General features: G+C 59.9%; 21 protein-coding genes and 1 pseudogene. 16 read left to right on the forward strand and 6 right to left on the reverse strand.

Annotation, left to right across the window (positions count from 1 at the left end; all coding sequences use genetic code 11):
• The first annotated feature begins 105 nt into the window (after positions 1-105).
• The 6 genes from recN (at position 106) to AC0V6U_RS05290 (ending at position 6,471) form a co-directional block, all read left to right on the forward strand.
• Positions 106-1,773, forward strand: coding sequence for a DNA repair protein RecN (gene recN, locus AC0V6U_RS05265; protein ID WP_472645144.1), 1,668 nt, complete (start codon positions 106-108; stop codon positions 1,771-1,773).
• Positions 1,770-2,195 carry an endonuclease domain-containing protein gene (locus AC0V6U_RS05270; RefSeq protein WP_472645145.1) on the forward strand — a complete coding sequence of 142 codons (426 nt, stop codon included), beginning with the start codon at positions 1,770-1,772 and terminating at the stop codon, positions 2,193-2,195. Before recN ends, AC0V6U_RS05270 begins: the two co-directional genes overlap by 4 nt.
• Positions 2,195-4,318, forward strand: a complete 2,124-nt coding sequence (gene ligA, locus AC0V6U_RS05275) for an NAD-dependent DNA ligase LigA (RefSeq protein ID WP_472645146.1) — start codon at positions 2,195-2,197, stop codon at positions 4,316-4,318. Before AC0V6U_RS05270 ends, ligA begins: the two co-directional genes overlap by 1 nt.
• On the forward strand, positions 4,315-4,812 hold the full coding sequence (locus AC0V6U_RS05280; protein ID WP_472645147.1) for a CinA family protein: 498 nt from the start codon (positions 4,315-4,317) through the stop codon (positions 4,810-4,812). The genes ligA and AC0V6U_RS05280 overlap by 4 nt, the downstream gene beginning before the upstream one ends.
• Positions 4,813-4,907: 95 nt before the next feature.
• The gene (locus AC0V6U_RS05285; RefSeq protein WP_472645148.1) at positions 4,908-5,258 is read left to right on the forward strand and encodes a YciI family protein; all 351 of its coding nucleotides are present in this window, start codon (positions 4,908-4,910) and stop codon (positions 5,256-5,258) included.
• Between the two features lies 1 nt (position 5,259).
• The gene (locus AC0V6U_RS05290) at positions 5,260-6,471 is read left to right on the forward strand and encodes an RNA polymerase sigma factor (RefSeq protein ID WP_486169393.1); all 1,212 of its coding nucleotides are present in this window, start codon (positions 5,260-5,262) and stop codon (positions 6,469-6,471) included.
• 3 nt (positions 6,472-6,474) lie between these two features.
• Here AC0V6U_RS05290 and AC0V6U_RS05295 read toward each other — a convergent pair whose 3' ends face one another.
• From AC0V6U_RS05295 to AC0V6U_RS05310, 4 genes are read right to left on the reverse strand one after another with little or no spacing between them, the layout of a single operon-like run.
• Complete coding sequence (locus tag AC0V6U_RS05295; RefSeq protein WP_486169394.1) at positions 6,475-7,191, reverse strand: DUF2459 domain-containing protein; 717 nt, start codon at positions 7,189-7,191, stop codon at positions 6,475-6,477.
• Complete coding sequence (locus tag AC0V6U_RS05300; RefSeq protein WP_472645151.1) at positions 7,191-8,093, reverse strand: 50S ribosomal protein L11 methyltransferase; 903 nt, start codon at positions 8,091-8,093, stop codon at positions 7,191-7,193. The genes AC0V6U_RS05295 and AC0V6U_RS05300 overlap by 1 nt, the downstream gene beginning before the upstream one ends.
• The gene (gene bla / locus AC0V6U_RS05305; RefSeq protein ID WP_472645152.1) at positions 8,090-8,992 is read right to left on the reverse strand and encodes a subclass B3 metallo-beta-lactamase; all 903 of its coding nucleotides are present in this window, start codon (positions 8,990-8,992) and stop codon (positions 8,090-8,092) included. Before bla ends, AC0V6U_RS05300 begins: the two co-directional genes overlap by 4 nt.
• Complete coding sequence (locus AC0V6U_RS05310; RefSeq protein WP_472645153.1) at positions 8,982-9,692, reverse strand: SDR family NAD(P)-dependent oxidoreductase; 711 nt, start codon at positions 9,690-9,692, stop codon at positions 8,982-8,984. The genes bla and AC0V6U_RS05310 overlap by 11 nt, the downstream gene beginning before the upstream one ends.
• A 106-nt stretch (positions 9,693-9,798) precedes the next feature.
• Between AC0V6U_RS05310 and sdhC the strand changes: the two genes are divergently transcribed.
• From sdhC to AC0V6U_RS05335, 5 genes and pseudogenes are all read left to right on the forward strand, one after another.
• Positions 9,799-10,179 (forward strand): succinate dehydrogenase, cytochrome b556 subunit, encoded by a 381-nt coding sequence (gene sdhC, locus AC0V6U_RS05315; protein WP_486169395.1) that lies wholly within the window; start codon positions 9,799-9,801, stop codon positions 10,177-10,179.
• Between the two features lie 10 nt (positions 10,180-10,189).
• On the forward strand, positions 10,190-10,576 hold the full coding sequence (gene sdhD / locus AC0V6U_RS05320) for a succinate dehydrogenase, hydrophobic membrane anchor protein (protein WP_472645155.1): 387 nt from the start codon (positions 10,190-10,192) through the stop codon (positions 10,574-10,576).
• Positions 10,576-12,415, forward strand: a pseudogene (sdhA, locus tag AC0V6U_RS05325) (succinate dehydrogenase flavoprotein subunit). The gene sdhD and the pseudogene sdhA overlap by 1 nt, the downstream one beginning before the upstream one ends.
• A complete protein-coding gene (locus AC0V6U_RS05330) occupies positions 12,412-12,678 on the forward strand; it encodes a hypothetical protein (RefSeq protein ID WP_472645156.1) in 267 nt (88 codons plus the stop codon). The pseudogene sdhA and the gene AC0V6U_RS05330 overlap by 4 nt, the downstream one beginning before the upstream one ends.
• Positions 12,679-12,994: 316 nt before the next feature.
• The gene (locus tag AC0V6U_RS05335) at positions 12,995-13,993 is read left to right on the forward strand and encodes a C13 family peptidase (protein WP_472645157.1); all 999 of its coding nucleotides are present in this window, start codon (positions 12,995-12,997) and stop codon (positions 13,991-13,993) included.
• On the opposite strand, the gene AC0V6U_RS05340 is transcribed toward AC0V6U_RS05335, so the two are convergent.
• Entirely contained in the window at positions 13,965-14,645 is a 681-nt protein-coding gene (locus AC0V6U_RS05340) for a peptidylprolyl isomerase (RefSeq protein ID WP_472645158.1), read from the reverse strand. The genes AC0V6U_RS05335 and AC0V6U_RS05340 overlap by 29 nt on opposite strands.
• A gap of 121 nt (positions 14,646-14,766) precedes the next feature.
• On the opposite strand from AC0V6U_RS05340, the gene AC0V6U_RS05345 reads away from it, so the two are divergent.
• From AC0V6U_RS05345 to creD, 3 genes are all read left to right on the forward strand, one after another.
• Entirely contained in the window at positions 14,767-15,174 is a 408-nt protein-coding gene (locus AC0V6U_RS05345; RefSeq protein ID WP_486169396.1) for a BlaI/MecI/CopY family transcriptional regulator, read from the forward strand.
• Positions 15,171-16,880, forward strand: a complete 1,710-nt coding sequence (locus AC0V6U_RS05350; RefSeq protein ID WP_472645159.1) for a M56 family metallopeptidase — start codon at positions 15,171-15,173, stop codon at positions 16,878-16,880. Before AC0V6U_RS05345 ends, AC0V6U_RS05350 begins: the two co-directional genes overlap by 4 nt.
• Positions 16,881-17,041: 161 nt before the next feature.
• The gene (creD, locus tag AC0V6U_RS05355) at positions 17,042-18,451 is read left to right on the forward strand and encodes a cell envelope integrity protein CreD (RefSeq protein WP_472645160.1); all 1,410 of its coding nucleotides are present in this window, start codon (positions 17,042-17,044) and stop codon (positions 18,449-18,451) included.
• Positions 18,452-18,544: 93 nt separating this feature from the next.
• On the opposite strand, the gene ypfJ is transcribed toward creD, so the two are convergent.
• Entirely contained in the window at positions 18,545-19,423 is an 879-nt protein-coding gene (ypfJ, locus tag AC0V6U_RS05360; protein WP_472645161.1) for a KPN_02809 family neutral zinc metallopeptidase, read from the reverse strand.
• 149 nt (positions 19,424-19,572) lie between these two features.
• Between ypfJ and AC0V6U_RS05365 the strand changes: the two genes are divergently transcribed.
• Complete coding sequence (locus AC0V6U_RS05365; RefSeq protein ID WP_472645705.1) at positions 19,573-20,328, forward strand: 3-hydroxybutyrate dehydrogenase; 756 nt, start codon at positions 19,573-19,575, stop codon at positions 20,326-20,328.
• A 56-nt stretch (positions 20,329-20,384) separates the two neighbouring features.
• Positions 20,385-21,830 carry a M20/M25/M40 family metallo-hydrolase gene (locus AC0V6U_RS05370; RefSeq protein WP_472645162.1) on the forward strand — a complete coding sequence of 482 codons (1,446 nt, stop codon included), beginning with the start codon at positions 20,385-20,387 and terminating at the stop codon, positions 21,828-21,830.
• The last annotated feature ends 60 nt before the right edge of the window (positions 21,831-21,890 follow it).

Below are 21,890 nucleotides of genomic sequence, written 5' to 3' on the forward strand. Positions count from 1 at the left end.
CTCAGCCAAAAACCTCGGCCAACGCACGCAGGGCAAAACAAGCTGTTCGTTGTCTTCGCTCAACAGGTGACGCGCGGCATTTGAGCGGTTAGAAAACCCGCTGAAATGCTGACCCGCCTGTCCATCCGCAATATCGTGCTTATCGAGGCGCTTGACCTAGAGTTCACGCGCGGCCTTGGCGTGCTCACGGGCGAGACGGGCGCGGGTAAGTCGATCCTGCTCGACGCCCTCGGCCTCGTTCTGGGCGACCGGGCAGAAACTTCTTTAGTTCGCGCGGGTGAGACCAAGGCGAGCGTCACCGCCAGCTTTGAATTTGGCGCGTTTCCAGCCGCCATTGCTGCCATTTTGAATGATGCCGATATCGATCTGGAACCGGGCGAACCGCTGATCATTCGCCGTCAGGTGAAGGCCGATGGCGGCTCCAAAGCCTTCATCAATGATCAGCCCACTGGCGTCGCTTTGCTGCGCGAGCTATCCGCGTCCCTGGTGGAGCTGCATGGCCAGCATGATGATCGCGGCCTAGTGAACCCGCGCGGGCACCGCGCTTTGCTGGATCGCTATGCTGGGACGGATCTGACCGGGCTGGAGCGCGCGTGGCAGGCATGGGCCAAGGCAGAGGCGCAATTGGCCGAGGCGCGCGGGTCAGTGGAGCAAGCCGCTGCTGATCAAGAATTGTTGCTCGCGCATTTGGCGGAGCTGACCGAGATTGAGCCGCAGGCAGGCGAAGAGGTTCGCCTCGCAGAGACCCGCGCCGCCATGCAAAAGGGCGAGAAGCTATCCGGCGATTTGGAAGAGTTGCGTCATATTTGGGAAGGCTCAGATTCGCCGCTCGCATCGCTTCGTGTGGCCGCGCGCAAGCTGGACCGGATCGCTGGCGAGCACCCCTTGCTGACCGAGGCTTTGGCGGCGCTCGACCGCGCGGTGATCGAAGCCGGGGAGGCGGAAGACCGGATGATGGAGGCGGGCAATGCTCTGGTCCATGATCCGCAAGCGCTGGATGATGCGGAGACGCGTCTTTTTGAGCTGAGAGCGATTGCGCGCAAGCATCGCTGTGATGTGGACGACCTGCCAGAGCTGATGCGCGATATGCGGGCTCAGCTCGATGCAATCGAAGGCGGCGAGGCGCAATTGGACGCGCTGGAAACGGCGGCCTGCGAAGCGCGTGAGACCTATCTGACCAAAGCGGAAAAAGCTCATGCTGCGCGGCTTAAAGCGGCCAAGAAACTGGACAAAGCCGTCGCAGCAGAGCTGGCCCCGCTGAAACTGGATGCGGCGCGTTTCCTGACGGCAGTGGGGAAATTGCCCGAGGACAAATGGGGCGCGGCCGGAATGGACAGCGCCGAATTCTTGATCGCGACCAATCCGGGCGCCGATTTTGCCCCGCTTAACAAAATCGCATCGGGCGGCGAATTGTCGCGTTTTATCCTAGCGCTGAAAGTGGCCTTGGCCGAGCAGGGCGGGGCCGCAACCGTGATCTTTGACGAGATTGATCGCGGCGTTGGCGGCGCGGTGGCGAGCGCGATTGGAGAGCGCCTTGCAAGGTTGGCCGATGACGAGGGGCAATTGCTGGCCGTGACGCACTCGCCGCAGGTCGCAGCGCGCGGCGGGCAGCATTACATGATTGCGAAGGCCTCGAATGGCACTGTCACCAAGACGTCGGTCTCGAAACTGAGTTCAGAGGAACGAAAGGAAGAGATCGCAAGGATGCTGTCCGGCGCGGAAGTAACCCCAGAGGCACGCGCGCAAGCGGACCGTTTGTTGGAGAATGCATGAAAGCCCCCTCTTCTTTAGAGGAGGGGGTTGGGGGTGGTCGCGTATCGCATCAAATGCTGAAGGTGCGCGCTCAGGAGATGCGGAATAGTCCTACGGAGCCTGAGTTACGGTTTTGGCGAAGGATCAAAGGAAAGCAGCTGCGCGGTCTTAAATTTCGCAGACAACATGTCCTAGGCAAACGAATTGTCGATTTCTATTGTCCGAAACTGAAGCTAGTCATTGAAGTGGATGGCGATACGCATAATCCAGAGAACGACAAGCGACGCGATGAGAATTTGGAAGAAGAGTTTGGCGTGAGAGTGTTACGTTTCCGAAACCGGGATGTGATGAGGAATATGAGCGGTGTGCTGTTGCAGCTAACTCTTATATTGGATGAGTTAAACCACCCCCCGACCCCCTCCTTGGGTAAGGAGGGGGAGTGATGTCCGAAGAATTGCTTGACGAAGCCGATGCAGCCAATGAGCTGATGCGCCTGGCGCGCCTGATTGCAAAGCATGACAAGCTCTATCATGCGCAGGACAATCCTGAGATTACCGATCAGGAATATGATGCACTGGTGCGGCGCAATGCGGAATTGGAGGCGGCATTTCCGCATCTGATACGCGAGGACAGTCCGTCCAAAAATGTCGGCCATCAAATTGCTGCATCGCCGCTGAGCAAGGTGACGCATGAGGTTCGCATGATGAGCCTCGACAATGGTTTTTCGCGCGAAGAGATTGAGGAATGGACCGCGCGGGTCCGGCGTTTTCTGTCGCTTGATGATGCGGAGGTGATGGGCTTTACCGCCGAGGACAAGATTGATGGGCTGTCTTGCAGCCTGCGCTATGAGGGCGGAAAATTGGTGCGCGCGGCAACTCGCGGGGACGGGCAGGTCGGCGAAGATGTGACCGCCAATGTGCAGCATATCGCGGATATTCCGCAGGAACTGCGCGGCGATGACGTGCCGGACGTGTTCGAAGTGCGCGGCGAAGTCTACATGGAAAAACAAGCGTTTGCCGCGCTCAATGCTGCGCAGCAAGAGGCGGGCTCTAAGCTTTTTGCGAACCCTCGCAACGCCGCCGCCGGTTCGCTGCGCCAGAAGGATGCGAGCGTTACCGCGAAGCGCGTTTTGCGGTTCTGGGCGCATGGCTGGGGCGCGGCTTCGGCAGTTCCAGGCGCAACGCAAAGCGAGGTGGTGGAAACTTTGCGGCGCTGGGGCTTTCCCATCTCGCCGCTGTTCACGCGGGTCGAAAGTACGGATGCTTTGATCGCTCACTATGAGAAGATTGGCGCGGCCCGTCCGGACCTCGATTACGAGATCGACGGCGTTGTCTACAAAGTTGACCGGCTCGATTGGCAAGGGCGGCTAGGCTTTGTTTCGAAGGCCCCGCGCTGGGCGCTGGCGCATAAATTCCCGGCTGAGCAGGCTCAGACCACTTTGGAAGCGATCGACATTCAAGTCGGGCGCACCGGCAAGTTGACCCCTGTTGGTAGGCTGGCTCCGGTCCTGGTCGGCGGAGTGACGGTCACCAATGTGACGCTGCACAACCGCGATGAGATTGCGCGTCTTGGAGTGCGACCGGGCGACCGCATTGTGGTCCAACGCGCGGGCGATGTGATCCCGCAAGTGGTCGATAATCTGACCCGTGATGCGGAGCGCGAACCCTTCGATTTCCCTGAGGCCTGCCCGGAGTGCGGCAGCGAAGCTGCGCGCGAAGAGGGCGAAGTGGATATGCGCTGCACCGGCGGGCTCATCTGCCCAGCTCAGCGCACGCAGCGGCTCGAGCATTTCGTTAGCCGTAAGGCGATGGATATCGACGGCCTTGGCGAGAAGACCATCGCGCAGTTTTTTGAGCTGGGATGGCTCGAAAGCCCAGCCGATATTTACCGCTTGCAGGATCGCCGCGACGACATTCTCGCGCTGGAAGGCTGGCAGGAAAAGTCGGTCGACAACCTCATCGCCTCCATCGAGGCCAAGCGCGAGCCCGATGCAGCAAAACTGCTGTTTGGTCTCGGCATTCGCCATGTCGGAGAGGTCACCGCGCGCGACCTCATGAAGGCCTTGGGTGACATCAATATGCTGCGAAATGCTGCGCAGCAATTTGCAACATATCGCAGCGAAAATCCGCTGGGAGAGGACGAGAAACCGTCCCCCTTCAAGGCCCGCATGGACAATGCGGCAAAAGACATTTTCGGCGTCAGCGACGGGTTTGGTGCAACGGTCGCGCATTCGCTCGCAGACTTCTTTCACGAGCCGCACAATATCGCCGTGTGGGAGGACATGCTGAACCAGGTTTCTCCTCCGCCCTATATCGTCGAAACCCTCGACAGCCCGGTCGCGGGCAAGACGGTGGTGTTCACCGGTAAGCTGGAAACCATGAGCCGCGATGAAGCCAAAGCGCAGGCCGAACGGCTTGGCGCAAAGGCCAGCGGTTCGGTGAGCGCAAAGACCGATATTCTGGTCGCGGGGCCGGGCGCAGGTTCGAAGCTGAAAAAGGCGCAGGATCTTGGCATTGAAGTGATGGACGAGGCGGGCTGGGCCGCTATTGTGGCGGCAGCACAATGACAGACTTCCTGACTCAAGCGCACCCCCAAGCTCTCCGCATCGCCGAGCACCTCCGGACGCGCGGTGAGCGTATTGCTGTTGCGGATGGGGCGACCGGCGGGCTCATGGCGGCGAGCATGCTCAGCGTACCGGGTGCGCTGGATTTCTTTGTCGGCGGCGGGGTCGTCTATTCCTTCCGCGCTCGTGATGTTCTGTTCGATCTGCCGCGTGAGGCGTACCAAGGCATGCGCGGGGCGAGCGAGGAATATGCTTTGCTCCAGGCGCGCGCCATTCGAGACAATCTGGGCGCGGATTGGGGCATTGCGGAAAGCGGCTCTGTCGGCGGCAGCAAGCACCCCAGCGGCGCGCCATCGGGGCGCAGCTGCGCAGCGGTGGTTGGACCGGATAGCGAGCATACTCTTGTGCTGGAAACCGGCAGCGAAAACCGGATTGAAAACATGCAGGCCTTCACCCGCAATGCGCTCAATCTGCTGGAGCAAACGCTCGCTGCGTGAAAATTTTTTCGCGCAGCTGTCGAATCCGACTTGCCAGTTTCGTCTTCTCATCAGAGCCTCGCCGCAGTGGCGCGGGCCGCAAAGGAGAAGACCCCATGCAATATATGCTGATGATCGCCGAGGATGAGAGCTTCTATCAAGGCGACGACGCCGAAAAGCGGATGGAAGAAACCATCGGCAAACACATGGCCCTGATCGAAGAAATGGAGAAGGCGGGCGCTTATGTCGGTGGTCACCGTTTGCAGGATGCGGACACCGCGACGACGATCAAATACACATCGGGCGAGGGCGTATTGCATGATGGCCCGTTCGCCGAAACGCACGAAGAGCTGGGCGGCTATTATATCGTCGAGGCGGCCGATCTGGACCGCGCGATTGAATGGGCTCGCAAGATACCCGTGCCCGGCAATGGCGCGGTTGAGGTTCGCCCAATTTGGCAGGATTGATTTGCCGGATACGCGCAGCAGTGTCGGCGCCGAGATAGCAGGCGCACGGCCACGGGTGATTGCCGCCCTGGTCGCGCAGCTTCGCGATATCGATCTGGCCGAGGATGCCTTTGCCGAAGCTGCTGCGACATTTCTGGAAAAAGGAGTGTCGGCGGACAATGTGCCAGCGTGGCTGTTCACCGCTGCAAAGCGCAAGGCGCTGGACGCGCTGCGCAAACGCGCGGCGCAGGCAAAGCATGCTGCCGATGAGGCGCAGGTGAGCGAGATGAGCAATGTGATCCAACTGCCCGAGGCGATACCGGACGAACGGCTGAGGTTGATCTTCATTTGCTGTCATCCGGCGATTGCTTTGGAGGCGCGCACGGCGTTGGCGATGAAGGTGATTTGCGGATTGCCGGTGCCCGAAATTGCGCGCGTTTTTGTCAGCAGTGAACCGGCCATGTTTCAGCGCATCACTCGCGCAAAGGCAAAGATCCGCAAAGCCGGTATTGCGTTTGAATTGCCGCCGCGAAAGGCTTGGGCGGAGCGGCTTGATGCTGTGCTGCTGACCTTGGAGCTCGCCTATACGGTCGCCTATCAGGATGCCGCGGCGGAGCGGGATGGAGAGCTGGCAGGGGAGGTTTCTCGGCTCGCCAATATGGTGGCCGAATTGCTCCCGCAGGAACCGGAGGCCTTGGGGCTGGCGGCGCTGGTAGCGCTGGCCCGATCGCGAGAAGCGGCGAGGGTGGATGAGGACGGCGCAATGATTCCCCTGTCGCAGCAGGATTGCAGCCTTTGGGACGCAGCGCTGATCGAACATGCGCGGGCCTTGCTCGATCAAGCGGCTGAGTTTGCGCGGACTGGGCCTTACCAAGTGATGGCCGCCATTCAGTTGTGCCATGCGCGGCGCGGCGTGGATAGAAAGACTGATTGGGCGGCGATTGTGAAGCTCTATGATGCGCTGATGATGATGCGACCGGGCGCTGTAGTGGCGCTCAATCGGGCTGTTGCATTGTCTCAAGTGGAAGGCGTAGCCGCAGGGCTGACCGCGCTGGAGGAGCTTCCTAAAGACAAGCTACAATCGCTAAGGCCCTATCATGCGGCGCGGGCGGATATGATGATCCGTTCGGGACGCGACGAAGAGGCAAGGGCGTCTTTGCGCGCGGCATTGGGGCTTGATCCACCCAGCGCTGAACGCCGATTTTTGGAGCAGCGTTTGGGAAAGCTCGGCTAGAGCCTAGCGCTCGCCCAATTCCGTGCGGTGCACCGGCAGCCATTTCATCACTCCTCCAGACATCGGCGTCCAAAGCCCTGTGCGAATGCCCGCCATCGCAAGCCGGTTGCTGGTCCATTGATTGCACGTCTGCTCGAAGTTGTAGCGTGGGATCGCGGTGTAATAGGCGTCTTGGCTGAACGTATCGCGCTCATAATCACGAAACGGGTCCGCGCCCAGTGGGGGCAGGTCCGCTTCGATTGCTCCCACCAAAGCTTTGTATTGCTCGCCCGACACCCGCATCGCGCGGCGTTCTTTGTCGAGCGGCGGATTGATGTAGCGGCTCACGCGGATCACGCCGGGCCCGCCAATCGTTGCAATCCTCAGCGCACTTGAAACCGAGAGGTCCGAGATTTGCGGTATCTCCATCATCGCTTGTCTGTCGCCAAATCCAATCGCGACATGGGTCGGCTCGCCCGTGCCCAGCCATTCGTTCGCGCTGGGAAAGGTCTCGCGCCAATCCTTTTGCGCATTGGCAAGCGGCAGTACGAATTGGGTGTGCACGCCATTGGTCTCGACCATGATGATGACCGGGTCAGTGATCGGTTCCTCGGTCAGCGCGCCGCGCGGGATCATGGAGCCAAACCATGCGGCGAGCAGAAACAGGGCGAGTGCGCCGACCACCGCGATGAGCGCATATTTGAGCGCTCGTCCAATGCGGGGGAGCACTTTGCTGTCCATCAGGCGCCGCGCCGTCTCAGCCACAGGATCGACCAATCGCCGCGGACAAGGCGCGCGGTTAAGCGAAAACCAGCGCGGCGATAGGCTCTGCGAATGCCCGGCTCTTGCGTAGTCAGCAGGCCAGCGAGCAAGACGCTGCCGCCGGGTGGGACTGAGGCTGCGAAGTCTGGTGCGAGTTCGGTCAGTGGACCGGCGAGAATATTGGCGATCAAGACGTCATAGGGCGCGCGGGCGCGCAGCAATGGATCGTCCATACCATCCGCGATCACCATGGCCATCTCCCCGGGGCGCGGGCCAAGCCGCATGGCGTTGAGCGCAGCATTGTCTTCGACCACTTGGACGCAGACGGGGTCGATATCGGATGCGGTGGCGCGCGCAGCGGGCCAGAGCTTCAATGCCGCAAAGCCGAGCAGTCCGGTGCCGGTGCCAATGTCGGCAATATTGCGCGCGTTCATGCCGGTGCGCTTCATGGCGGCGAGCATTTCTAAGCAGCCAGCGGTGGTTTCATGCTGACCAGTGCCAAACGCTTGCGCAGCCGGAATGGCGAAGTTGTTCGCGGATGGGTCCGGCGAAAAATCAGGTGTGTGAATGTGAAACGGCCCCGCCCGGATCGGCTCGACGCCTTGCTGGCTCAGGGTGAGCCAATCCTGATCGGGCAGTTTTTCGACGGTGATCTTGGGCGCTTTGCCGGTGAACAAATCGGCGAGGGCGCTTTTCTGGGTTGCGCCGGGTTTGCTCGGATACCACCCCTCCAGCACCCATTCTTGCGGGCGATCCTCGGCAATCTCTCGGCCTGAGATGACGAGATCGAAATCCCAATCATCGAGCTCGTCATGCGTCAGCAGAGCAGCTTGCACGACCTTCTTTGGCGCGAAGGCCGAGAGTTTCCAGCTCGAGCTCATTCGGCGGCTTCTTTGGCGAGGCGGGCATCGAGATCGCGATGCTTTTTGGCGGCATACGCGGAGCAGGGCGCGTCCATGGCCAGCAGGCCGCCCTTTTCAAACCATTGGAACAATTGCCCATGCGATGGGTGCGCGGCGATCAAGATATCGCAATCTATCGCGGCCAAACGATCGAGGCCCGCACGGTACTTTGCGACGTAATCAGGGTAATCGGAAAAGCGGTATTCATCTGCGCTAACAGGAGAGAGGCTGTCGGCGTAGACGATGGCTTTGCAAACGGAGTTTTCGCAGCTTTCCCATTCCCAACTTGTCGCGCCGGGCGTGTGACCCGGGGTTGCGATAGAGCGGACAGAGGTTTGGCCAGCGCCCATTGCATCGCCGTCCTGATGGATAATATCGACGCGAACGGGTGAAAATGGCTCATGCATCCCGCTTTGCGGGTCGCCCGGTTGGTCGCGGCCTGTGCGCATCACCTCGGCGCCCGCCTCTAGCGATACCAGCGTTGCCCCGGTTCGCTCCTGCAAATAGGCCATGCCGCCAATATGGTCGAAATGTTCGTGGCTGTAGCCGAGCAGGAGTATGTCGTTCGGGTTAAAGCCTAAGCTCTCGATGTTGCTCTCAACGACGCGGGCACCTGCCTCGGTCCCGCTATCGAGCAGGATGTGGCCGCTGTCATCGGTGATCAGGATCGCAGAAATGCCGCACGTGCCGACGTAATAAGAATTGCCGTGAATCTTGAACGGCGGGGCAGGCTTGTCCCAGTCATCCCACGGCTCGCAAGCGTCGAGAAATGCCTGTTGGTCGGCAGGCAACCCAGAAGGCTCTTCTTCGTTGGCGAGCGAAGCTGAACACGCTGTAAGCAACGACAATGCTGCAACCCCGCTTAATCTACCGAACATAGCTTGCTCCATTGGCGTCGATCACCGCGCCGGTCATGCTGGGCGGGGCATCGAGCGCGCAAAAGGTGATGATCTGCGCGATCTCTTCTGGCTGAGCGACCTTGCCCAGGGGAATGTCTTTCAGCAGTCCGTCGCCGCCGCGCGATTCCAGATAGTCTCCAGCCATGGCCGTATCTGTAAAGCCTGGAGCTATCGCGTAGCTGAATATGCCTTCGCTGGCATAAGCGCGGGCGATGGTCTTGTGCATGGCGAGCATCCCGCCCTTTGCCGCCGCATAATGCCAGTGCGCAGGAGAATCGCCGCGGTGTCCTGCGCGGCTAGCGACATGCACGATCCGGCCAGTGGTTCCCGTGCTTTGCCAATGGCGCACCGCAAAGCGGGAAAGCTGAGCCGCTGCGGTCAGGTTTATGCGCAAGGTGTCTTCCCACCCATCAAGCCATGCGATGTCAGAGCCATCCAGCGGATTGGCGCCAAACAGTCCCGCATTATTGATGAGCACATCCACTTTGCCGCCGGTTTTCTCCAGCATCGCGTCCCATAAAGCCTGTGCTGCGCCGGGATCAGTGAAGTCTGCTGCAATCGTCTGATCATCGCCGCTGCGTGTCGCGTGGCCGGTCACTTTGGCCCCGCGCGCCGTCAGCTCATCGCGGGCCGCCGCGCCGATCCCGCGGCTCGATCCGGTAAGGAGAATGTACTTCATGCAACACTCTATCCAAAACTTTGCACCGGGAGTCGAGCGCTCACCGCTTGTCACACGCGATTGTCACGTTAAGTGGGGGGAACGAAATGTATGGGATCACAAAATAATGGCGAATAGACCGCTTTCCCCCCACCTGCAGATCTGGCGCTGGGGGCCGCACATGCTGGTTTCGATTCTGCACCGTGCATCCGGCGATGGCTTGGCAGTTGTTGGCCTGGCTGTGCTGGTTTGGTGGCTTGGCGCGCTGGCGAGTGGGCCAGAGGCGTATAATGCGTTTCAAACCGTGGCGACCTCGCCGTTTGGCTATGTCGTGCTGGTCGGGCTAAGCTGGGCGTTCTTTACTCACATGATGAGCGGACTGCGGCACTTTGTGCTCGATATTGGCGCTGGCTACGAGCTGAATGCCAATAAGATCTGGTCCATCGCATCGCCTATTCTCGCGATCCTCCTCACTGCGGCCTTCTGGGCCTACATGCTGACGAAATAGGGGCGCAGATATGGGTAACGGAACTTCACTCGGAAAAGTACGCGGTCTCGGCTCTTCGCATGCCGGCGCGCATCATTGGCTGCTGCAACGCTTCACAGCGGTCGGCAATGTCGTCCTCACCATCTGGCTGGTGGCCAGCATCATGCTGCTACCGGATCTTGGATACGCCACGGTCAGCAGCTGGATTGCTCAGCCTGTGCCCGCCACGGCGATGATCCTGCTGGTGATCTGCACATTCTGGCACGCGCGCCTGGGGCTTCAGGTCCTGATCGAAGATTATGTTCAAAACAGCGGCACCAAATTTGGTCTGATCGCTGCACTCAACCTTGCTGTCATTGGCGGCGGTGCCTTCGCTATCTTTAGCGTCGCCCGGCTCGCCCTCGGAGGAGCCGCCTGATGGCTGACCTGAATTCTTACAAGATTATTGATCACACATACGACGTCGTTGTTGTTGGCGCTGGCGGCTCTGGCCTGCGCGCAACCATGGGCGCGGCGGAAGCTGGCCTGCGCACAGCCAACATTTCCAAGGTTTTCCCAACCCGTTCGCACACTGTTGCGGCGCAAGGCGGGATCGCCGCATCGCTGGGCAACAACACGCCGGATCACTGGTCATGGCATATGTATGACACGGTGAAGGGAGCCGATTGGCTGGGCGATCAAGACGCGATTGAATATCTCGCGCGTGAAGCACCAGCGGCTGTCTATGAGCTAGAGCATGCAGGTGTTCCGTTCTCTCGCAATGAAGACGGCACGATTTATCAGCGTCCCTTTGGCGGCCACATGCAGAATATGGGCGATGGCCCGCCGGTTCAGCGGACCTGCGCCGCGGCAGACCGTACCGGTCACGCCATGCTGCACGCGCTCTATCAGCAGAGCCTGAAGTATGACGCGGACTTCTTCATTGAGTATTTCGCGCTCGACCTGATCATGACGGGCGAGGACGGCGATCGCAAATGCGTCGGCGTGATTGCTCAGTGCCTTGATGATGGCACCATTCACCGGTTCCGCGCGCAGAACGTTGTGCTGGCAACAGGCGGTTATGGCCGCTGCTATTACACGGCGACCTCTGCGCACACTTGCACCGGCGATGGCGGCGGCATGGTCTTGCGCGCTGGCCTGCCATTGCAGGACATGGAGTTTGTTCAATTCCACCCGACCGGGATTTACGGCGCGGGCGTCCTAATCACCGAAGGCGCACGGGGTGAGGGCGGATACCTCACCAATAGCGAGGGCGAACGCTTCATGGAGCGCTACGCTCCGTCGGCCAAAGACCTAGCATCGCGCGATGTTGTCAGCCGCTCTATGGCGCTGGAAATGCGCGAAGGGCGCGGGCACGGCGCAGATGGCGATCACATTCACCTGCACCTCGATCACATTGATCCTAAGGTCTTGGCTGAACGCCTGCCGGGCATCACCGAAAGCGGCAAAATTTTCGCTGGCGTGGACCTGACCAAGCAAGCTCTGCCAGTGACCCCGACCGTGCACTATAATATGGGCGGCATCCCTTGTAATTATCATGGCGAAGTTGTGACCATCGGCCCGGATGGCAATCCGGATCACGTGGTCCCCGGCCTGTTCGCCGTAGGTGAGGCGGCCTGTGTGTCTGTCCACGGTGCAAACCGTCTGGGTTCAAACTCGCTGATCGATCTCGTGGTGTTTGGCCGCGCGACCGGCCACCGTCTGCGCGACATTACAAAGGCGGGCGCGAGCCAACCAGAACTGCCTGCGGATAGCGCCGAGCTGGCGCTCAGTCGAGCTTGACCATTTCCGCTTTGCGCAGGGCGGTTCACCAACCGCGCAAATCCGCAGCGAAATGCAAAAAGGCATGCAGAAACACGCCGCTGTGTTCCGCGACAGCGCGCTGCTCGAAGAGGGCGTCAAAATCCTCGCCGAGCAGAACAAGCGCATGGAGGACATTCACGTGTCCGACCAATCGCTCGTCTGGAACAGCGACCTGATCGAGACGCTGGAGCTCGACAACCTGATGTCTCAGGCAAATGTGACCATGGCGAGCGCGGCGAACCGCAAAGAAAGCCGCGGGGCGCACAGCCACGAGGATTTCCCGGATCGCAACGACAAAGAGTGGATGAAGCACACTATCACCTGGTTTGATGGCTGGGGCGGCGGCGCCAAGGGTAGCGGCAAAGGTGATATGAAGATCGATTATCGCCCCGTGCACGAATACACACTGACCGACGACGCGACCTACATTGAGCCGAAGGCGCGGGTTTATTGAGCCTGGCCATCTATCTGGTTGGGGGATTTCTGCTAGGTGGGATCGTCGGTTATGTGGTGGGTGGCAACAAACACGGTTGTTTGATTGCGTGTGTCGTGCCGCTTACATTCTTTGTGGTTGGAAACATCGAATTTGCGATGATTGACCCTGATTTGCTCAACTCCACCGCCTCGCTGGCGATTTTTTTCTACACAGCCTATGCCTGTGTGACAGGAGCGGTCGGATATGTTCTTGGTCAGTGGTTTCGTGCAAAACGCTCCTAAGATCCCAAAGTACCGTTTGTCCTGAGCTTGTCGAAGGACGTGCCGCATGCACCACGCTATTCGCAAAAGCGCCCTGAGCCTCTTTTTTTGTCCAAGATTGATCGGTCTAAAGGCGTTTATTCTCTGTTGCACGTCCTTCGACAAGCTCAGGACGAACGGATTTCTGTTTGAACCGTTTGGGTCATTTTGAAAGATACCGGACTACGGGTCTCGAAGTATGCGGCCTTCAGGCTTGACGCTATCCGTCGCTCCGCACACCATAAGCCTCGTATGAAACGGGGCGCATCTTTTCAGAATCGCGGTCGCGGCGCTCGCGATGGTGGTCGCTGGGCCAGCCTACACGCAGAGCAATTCGGACAGCGCCAGCAATCCCAATCAGCCGCCGCCGCACACCAAGCCGTGGCCCAATTTCGCCACCGGCACCAATCCGGCCGCGATCAAGAATAGCCTGCTGGAATCGCCAGAGTTTGAGCGCGAAAGCTCGCCTGCGGTTTTGCTGCGCGAGCGGCGCAAGCTGGATGCGGCGTTCCGCGCGCTTCAGCCCAATCGCCCTGGCACGGTTGATGCCTATGTGCTGACCGTGGCGCTGGATAGCGATCCTGTGTTTGCCCGCGAAGCGCGCGAGGCGGCCAAAGTGCTGTCGCGGCGCTATGGCGCGGCGGGACGCACAATCACTTTGGCCGGGCCAGATGGGACGAGCAATGAGCTACCCAAAGGCTCGATCAGCGCGTTTCTCTCGACCCTTGCCCAAATTGCTGAGGTTATGGACACCAGTGAAGATGCCCTTGTGCTCTACACGACCAGCCACGGGCTGACGCATGGGCTCGCCTATCATTACGGGGACAGCGGATACGGTGTGCTGTCGCCTGATCATTTTAAGGCGGCGCTGGAGGAGCTTGGGATTGAGCGGCGCATCCTTATTATCAGCGCGTGTTATGCGGGCGTGTTCGTGCCAAAGCTCGCGAGTGAGAACACCGCGATCCTGACGGCGGCGGCGGATAATCGCACATCGTTTGGTTGCCGCGCGGACAATGACTGGACATTCTTTGGCGATGCGCTGATCAACAATGCGCTGCGCAAACCGCAATCTTTGGCCGACGCGTCGAAAGAGGCGAACCGCTCAATCGCGGGATGGGAGGCGAAGGCGCGTGTGCTTGCTTCGTTGCCGCAGACGCAGATTGGCGCAGGTGTGGCAGAGTGGATGCCAGCGCTGCGGGCCCGTACTCCTCAAATCGCGGGCGCTCCAGTTGGACGTCCAGCGATCAGCACTTTGGGCCCGGTCGAGGCTAGTCAGCCTGCTCCTCGCCCTCGCTAGGCGCGCGGCGCGCTTCAACGATAGTGACAGGTTCGGCCAGCATTTGGCCCTTCATCCAGCCTTCGCCTTTCGCCGGATCGATTGGGGCGGCATGGATCGCCTCCACCACGTGCATCCCATCGGTGACATAGCCAAACACCGCATAGCCATTGCGCCAGACCGGATCATCTGACGTAGGGTTTGCATCGAGCCCGGTTTGATCACCGAGCATGATCGAGAAATCGCCATTGGCGGTGCCAGGTTCGCCCATAGCCATCGACAAAGCGCCGCGCGTATGACTGAGCCCCGTGACCGTGGTCGGCTCGTGCTTGATGCCGTCCAGCACTCGCTTCGGATCCCATTGGGTGCCGCCCTGGATCAGGCCATTCGGCTGTTTGCCCCAATCGAGCGGCATGGCGCGGTAGAAGACAGTGCCGTCAAAGCGGTCCTCATCAACATAGCGCAGGAAATTTGCCGCAGTGATCGGCGCGCGCTCTGTTTCCAGCGCGATGGTGATCTCGCCCATCTGCGTTTCCAGCACCACGCTGACCGTCTCAAACTGAGGCTCGGGCTCGGGCTCGGGCGCGATGAGCGAGTCTCCCGCTTCCTGAGCGTGTGCACCCACGGTTATGAGCATTGCGGCTGAGGCGAATAGAGATTTCATCCATGTCATTCGTCGGAGGATATCGCAGTCTGATCGAAGGGCAAGGGGCTGAATGCGATGTTCATCCAGCCTTCATGTTTACAAACGTAATCGCTAAGACTACAGACGTAATCGAGAGCAGGAGGCTCACGTGACGCAGTCCGAAAATGGCAAATCCGCCGCAAATTCAAAGCCTGAGCGGATCAGCGATGCTGAACACGCCGTGATGGAGGCCTTGTGGGAAGGTGGCACATTGAGCGCCGCTGATGTGTGTGACGCGGTGTGCGAACCACGCGGATGGAGCCTCGCTACGGTCAAAACTCTGCTCTCTCGCTTGGTTAGCAAGAATGCCATCGCGGCGCAGCCAGACGGTCGCCGCTTTCTCTACAGCCCGCTGATCGCACGGTCCGATTATGTAGGCGGAGAATCCCGCCGCCTGGTCGACCGCCTGTTTGGCGGCAGTGCGTCCTCTTTGTTTGCGCATTTGGCGGAGCAAGAGGCGCTGAGCGAGGAAGACCTCGCCGACATTGAAGCTCTGCTCAAGGAGTTGAAACCATGATGGACTGGCTACTTGATACTCTGTTGTGGACCGCCGGATTAATCGCGCTGGTCCTGCTTATTCGCCGCCCGGTCGCCCGCTGGTTCGGGCCGCAGATTGCCTATGCCCTATGGGCGATCCCGGCTCTGCGCTTGCTGATGCCCCCAGTGGAGCTGCCCGCATGGCTTAACCCAGCACCGCAGGAGGCTGCACCTGCTGCGACCTTTGCAGAATCCGGCTCGACCGAGGCGGCTTCTGGCGATTTCCTATTCACGATTGTCCAACCCCAAGCTCCTGCTGCGACTCTGGGGCGGTTGGACGCGGCGCCCGGCTTGCTAATGCCGACAACCCCGATGCCGATCCTCGAGATTGGCATTTCGGTATGGCTGGTTGGCGCCGCCCTTTTTCTTTGGCTGCGCTTTGCGGCGTACTTCCGCTTGCGGCGCGAGCTGTTGGAGGATGCGCGCGAAGTGGGCCGCTATGGCCGTGTGCGCTTGCTTGAAACCTCTGGCACCAGCACGCCGCTCGCCTTTGGCGTGGTCGATCCGGTGGTGGCGCTGCCGCATGGCTTTATGGCGCAGGCGGATATCACCGCGCGCAATCTGGCGCTGGCGCATGAACTCTCGCACCATTCCGCGCGCGATTTGCTCGCCAATATGATTGTTCAACCCTTGTTCGCTCTGCACTGGTTTAACCCGCTTGGCCGTTATGGCTGGCTGGCGATGCGGCGCGATCAAGAGGCGGCCTGTGATGCCCGGGTGATGGCTGAAAAAGCCCCTGAAGAGCGTGCAGTCTATGCCAGCCTAATTACCACTTTCGCAGCAGGGCCCAAGTTTGCATTGGCCGCGCCTATGGCGTGTCCGGTGCTGGGTGAGAAGTCGATTATCCACCGTCTAAGGAGCCTGAAAATGTCCAATATGTCCTCGCGCCGCCGCATCGCCGGCCGCGTAATGGTGGGGGCCGCCGTGCTCGCGCTGCCGCTAACCGCATCGATATCCTATGCGGAAGGCACCGTGCCCACCGCGCCGCCAGCTCCGCTTGCGCTGGGTGCCCCATTGCCGCCAGCGCCTCCTGCACCGCCAGTCCCACCTGCTGTGTTGCAAGCGGCCGCTATCGAGGCGATCGATCCAGGCGCGAGCGAGGAACAGCGTGAGGCGATCGAAGAAGAGATCGAACTGGAGGAAGAGCGGTTTGAGGCTGATGTCGAACGCGCTGAGGAACGGGCCGAACGCGCTGAAGAGCGTATGGAACGGGCCCGTGAACGCGCCCACGAGCGTGCTGAGCGCAGCCGTGAGCGTGCACGGCGCGGCCAAACGCGCAGCATCCAAATCCGCCGCAGTGTCGAAACCAATGGGCGCCTCAGCGATGAAGAGGTTGAAGAGATCATGGTTGATGTCCGCCTTGGTCTCGCAGAAGCCGACGCTGCGATTGCCGAAGCGCATCGCGAGATCAAACTGGCTCACATCGATATCAAAGACGCGACTACCAAGGTGAAAATGAAATGCCGCTCTGGCCAGGATGAGCCCGCTGAGGTCGTTGAGCACGGCAATGGCCGAACAACGGTCTACCTCTGCCAAGCCAAAGTGATGGCAAAAGCGCTCGAAGGGCTGCGTGAGGCGCGCGAGGCGCTGGCAGATAATGCGGAGATCCAAGGTAATCTGCGCAGCCAACTGCTTGAGACTTTGGACGAGCAAATCCGTGATTGGGAACGCACCAACCAAAGCTGAGCCACTCAACTGAACGCTAGGCCAACGGCCCGGACGAAATCTGAAACAAAAGAACGGCGGGCGCTTATTTCGGGCGTTCGCCGTTTCCTTTCAGTCGGTTCATATGCAATTCAGTTCATCGCTCCCATTGCACGTTTCATCGCGCGATAGGAGGGCGAGATATGGCGAAAGAACGATCCCCAGGACTGAAATTACTCTTCGCGGCCATTATCGGTATGGCGCTGACCATACCCTTATTGGCTGTCTATGCACTGGTCTATGACCGGGAAAATCAAGCGGACATCGCGCAAAGATCTATCACCGAAGGCTGGGCAGGGGCGCAAGTGCTCGCCGGGCCGGTGCTGGTAGTGCCCTATAATGAGGAACGCGTCACCAGCGAGGTTGTGAACGACCGCACTGTTTCGCGTACCATCACCGTTCGCGAGCTGCTGTATATCTCTCCAGAGAAGCAAGACATCGCCACTGTGATCAATCCCGAGATTAAAGCTCGCGGATCGATCCACAAATCGGTGATCTACGATGTCGCGCTGTCAGGAACAGCAGCCTTTGCTTTGCCCAGCGACCTTGATCGGTTCGGCGTTGAGCCAGAGCAATTGCTGCTGGACGAGGCGGAAATTCGTTTCCCCATCTCTGATCCGCGCGGTATTCAAACCGATGCTGAGTTCAGTATCGATGGCGAAGCGATTGCCCTGCGCCCAGGCCTTGGTACGGGAAGCAATGGCAGCGGTATGCACGCATTCCTCGATTGGACCGGCAGCCAGCCTTTAGCCGTAGAATTCAATTACAAGCTGCGCGGCAGCAGCGCGATCAGCATGGTCCCGCAGGGTAAGGAAACCAATTGGTCGGTCGAATCGGAATGGCCGCACCCAAGCTTCACCGGAAGCTTCCTGCCCGGTGATGAAACGGTCGAGATCAGCGATGCGGGCTTTAAGGCCAGCTGGTCGATCTCGAACCTGGCGCTTGGGCAGACCTTGGTGCGCAACACCGAGGCACAGCTGCCGCAGCTCAATCCGGGTGACCGCTTCTCAGCATACTCGAACGATGGCAGCGACGTGAGCATCGCAACAATCCGCTTGGTTGAGCCGGTTGACCTTTACAGCCGCGTCAATCGCTCGGTGAAATATGGCTTCCTGTTCATCGGCTTCACGTTCCTCGCCTTCCTGATGTTTGACATCGTCGGTGGCGCGCGCGTGGCGGCGGCGGAATATCTGCTGAGCGGGGCAGGGCTTGTCCTGTTCTTCGTAATGTTGCTGGCCTTTTCCGAGATGCTCGGCTTCATGATCGCTTATCTGATCGCGAGCGCTGCAACCATCGGTTTGCTGTCGGCTTATAGTGCGGCAATCCTGGGCAGTTGGAAACGAGCGAGGGTCATCGCGGCTCTGCTGGTTGCGCTCTATGCGGGCCTCTATGTCCTGCTGAACCTCGAAGAATGGTCACTGGTGATCGGATCAGTGCTGCTGTTTGTTGCACTGGCAGGCATGATGTACGCGACCCGTCAGATCGATTGGTCCTCCGCGGTCAAGTCTGACGATCCGGCCCCTGCCGTCTCGGCGGAGAGCGCAGCGACCTAAGTCGCAAGCCTCTCTGACGGCAAACATTTCCGGGCCGGAACGGGTAAAACCGCTCCGGCCCCGATTGTTATTGGGAGCTATGAAAAGCTTTGCTCAGCCAAAGTCGAAATAGACATTGCAGACATCGCTATCGGCGCTGTCGAGACCGCGGCGCAAGGCCTCCATGCGTTGCTGGCTGGTGCCGTGGGTGAAACCCTCCGGATTGATCCGTTGACCGGCATTGCGCTGCAACGTGTCATCGCCGATCGAGGCGGCTGCGCGCATGCCTTCTTCCAGATCACCACGCTCGATCAATTGGCGGTTTTTGCCCGCCCAGACCCCGGCGTAGCAATCGGCCTGCAATTCCATGCGAACCTGCAATTGGTTGCGATTGCGCGGGTTTTGCTGCTGCGCGCTGCGCACTTGGCCAGCGATACCGGTGAGATTCTGGATGTGGTGGCCATATTCGTGCGCAATTACATAGAGGCGCGCGAAATCTCCGCCCGTGCCGGACATGCGGGCGAGCTGATCGTAGAAACTTGTGTCGATGTAGATGCCCATATCGGCCGGGCAATAGAATGGGCCCGAAGCGGAACTGGCGCTGCCGCAGCCGCTCGTATTCACGCGGCCGGTCTGAAACAGATCTAGGAACGGCTGCTGAAATTCGATGCCCGCGCGGGCAAACTCGGGTTCCCACGTCTCATTCAGGGATGTGAGTGCGGCGCAGGCTTCGGTTGCATATTGGCTGCTGGAGCAGATTTCCTGCTCGCTGCGCTGACCGGCTTGCGTTTGCGGCTGCGGGCTTTGTTGCTGCACGCCTTCGACCACGCCCAGCATCTGCCCCGGATCAACGCCAAACACGAGCGCACCGATCGCGACGATAACAATCGTGCCGCAGCCCATGCCGCCAGCCCGTCCGCCTGGCATTCTGCGCCCGCCACCATTGCTGGAGCGGACTTTGATCTTAGATGTGTCGAACGGATTGAGCCGCATTATGTTTTCCCTCCCTGGCCCAGATCGCGCGATCCCGCTGCGCCTGGACTGCATTTCGCACATTGCTGCGCTTCGGCCTGCATAAATGCTGGACAGGGCTGCCTGCAATGGCAAAAGCCTGAGTGGACACAAAACTGCAGGAGTTACCGATGTTCCTCAAGGGCAAATGCGCGCTGATCACGGGATCAACCTCCGGGATTGGCTTGGCCGTCGCCCGCGCGCTTCATGCAGAGGGTGCGGACGTGATCCTCAATGGCTTTGGCGACGAGGCAGATATTACTGCGCTACGCGAGGAACTCAGCGCGGACTATAGTGGCGCAAATCTGCTCGATGCCAGCGCGATTGAGGCCATGATGGCTGAGGCAGGCACCGTTGATATTCTGGTCAACAATGCCGGGATGCAGCACGTGGCGCCGGTCGATGAATTCCCAACCGAAAAATGGGATCAGGTGATCGGGCTCAATCTTACGGCCCCGTTTCACACCACGCGGCTTGCCGTGCCGGGCATGAAAGAGCGTGGATGGGGCCGGATTATCAACACCGCGAGCGCGCATTCACTCACCGCGTCGCCGTTCAAGAGCGCTTATAACGCCAGCAAGCATGGCATCGCCGGCTTTACCAAGACGGTCGCGTTGGAGCTGGCGCAGACCGGGGTGACCGCCAATTGCATTAGTCCTGGCTATGTCTGGACGCCGCTGATCGAGGGGCAGATCCCCGACACGATGAAAGCGCGCGGGTTGACCCGGGATGAGGTGATCAATGACGTCCTGCTCGCAAAGCAACCGACGAAGAAATTCGTACAACCGGCAGAAATTGGCGCGCTTGCGGTCTTCCTTTGCCGGGAAGAAGCGGGCAATGTGACCGGAGCCAATTGGAGCATAGACGGAGGCTGGACCGCCGAGTGAGCAAAGCAGGGGCGCAAACAGGGGCGAGGCTGGCAGGCCTTGCAAGAGCATGCGTGGTGGCTGCCCTCGGGCTGGCGATCAGCGCCTGTGTCGGCTCGCCCGTGGCCAGCGTTTCCAAGGCGGAGCGGGCGCAAATCGCCGCCAGCATGACGCGCGATATCAATGTGCTCGCCAGCGACACTTACGGCGGGCGCAAGCCGGGGACCGATGGACAGGTCCTGACAGTCAATTACATCATCGACCGGTTTCAGAATGTCGGCCTGGAATCGGGCACCAATGATCCCGGCAATCCCTGGCGCGCTCCTGTTCGCTTGATCAGCACGCAGCCGAGCGAAAGCTCAGTCACTTTGAGCTTCGGAGCTCGTGACGTGGAACTGCCCGCGGAGGTTGCTGCCGCCTACACCACCCGGCAATTGGCCCTGGTCGAGGGTGCGGACGTGGTCTTCGTTGGCCGAGAGGCAACGCGCGTTCCGACTGAGCGGGTTTCAGGCAAAGTCGTCTTGATGTTGGATGAGGACGGGGTGAGCGATGCGCGCCGCGAGATCCTGTTCGCAAAAGGGCCCGTCGCAATCATCACTGTGATGCAGGATACCAAATCGATTGCGGATCAACGCTTCGTCAGCGAGCGCGAGCGGTTTATCCTCGCAAGCCGGGAAGGACAGGAATTGCGCGCTTTCATCACCAATTCTGTGATGCTGAGCGTGCTGGGAGAAGACCGCTGGGACGAACTGCTGCAGGCTTCTGACGAAGACGACTTCGAGGCGATCGATCTCACCATGGCGGCCACGATTGAGGCCAAGTCAAAGCGGCGCGAGTTTAATTCGTTCAACGTTATTGGGCGTTTAGCGGGCACACAACCGGCAGAAGGCGCGGTGCTGCTCCTCGCACATTGGGATCACCTCGGCACCTGCGGCACGGAGGCCGATCAGGACAAAATCTGCAACGGAGCGATTGATAACGCCAGCGGGATTGCTCTGATTATCGAGCTGGCGCGCCGTCTCAAAGAGGCAGGCCCCCACGACCGCGATATTTATGTGATGGCGACCACGGCAGAGGAAGCAGGCCTTCTCGGCATCCGCGCCTTTACAGAGCAGCCCTCCATCCCGCTCGACAGCATTGTCGCCGCTTTCAATTTCGACAGTGTCGCACTCGCGCCGCAAGGCAGCCCGGTTGGCTTCATTGGGGAAGGGCGCACCGTGCTCGATGAGGTTGTGATGGATGTGCTCAATGATGCCCGCCGAAAGCTGGGCAGCCGTGAGACGGCCGAGAGCTTTATCCAACGCCAAGACGCCTGGGTCCTGCTGCAAGAGAACGTGCCCGCGCTGGTGCTGTCGACCACCTTCGGCTCGGAAATCACGCTGGGGCCTTATCTTGAGGCCGATTACCACCGCGTCTCAGACGACATCGACAAAATTGAGCTCGGCGGGGCGATTGACGACCTGCTGTTGCACGAAGAACTGGTCAAAAGACTGGCCGATACCGAGGTTTATCCCACACCTTAAGCAACAAGCTGAGGATTAAGGGCGCTTTTCGCACCTGCACACCCTAGCGGATCGGGTGAA

The organism is Erythrobacter sp. W36, from assembly GCF_057364935.1.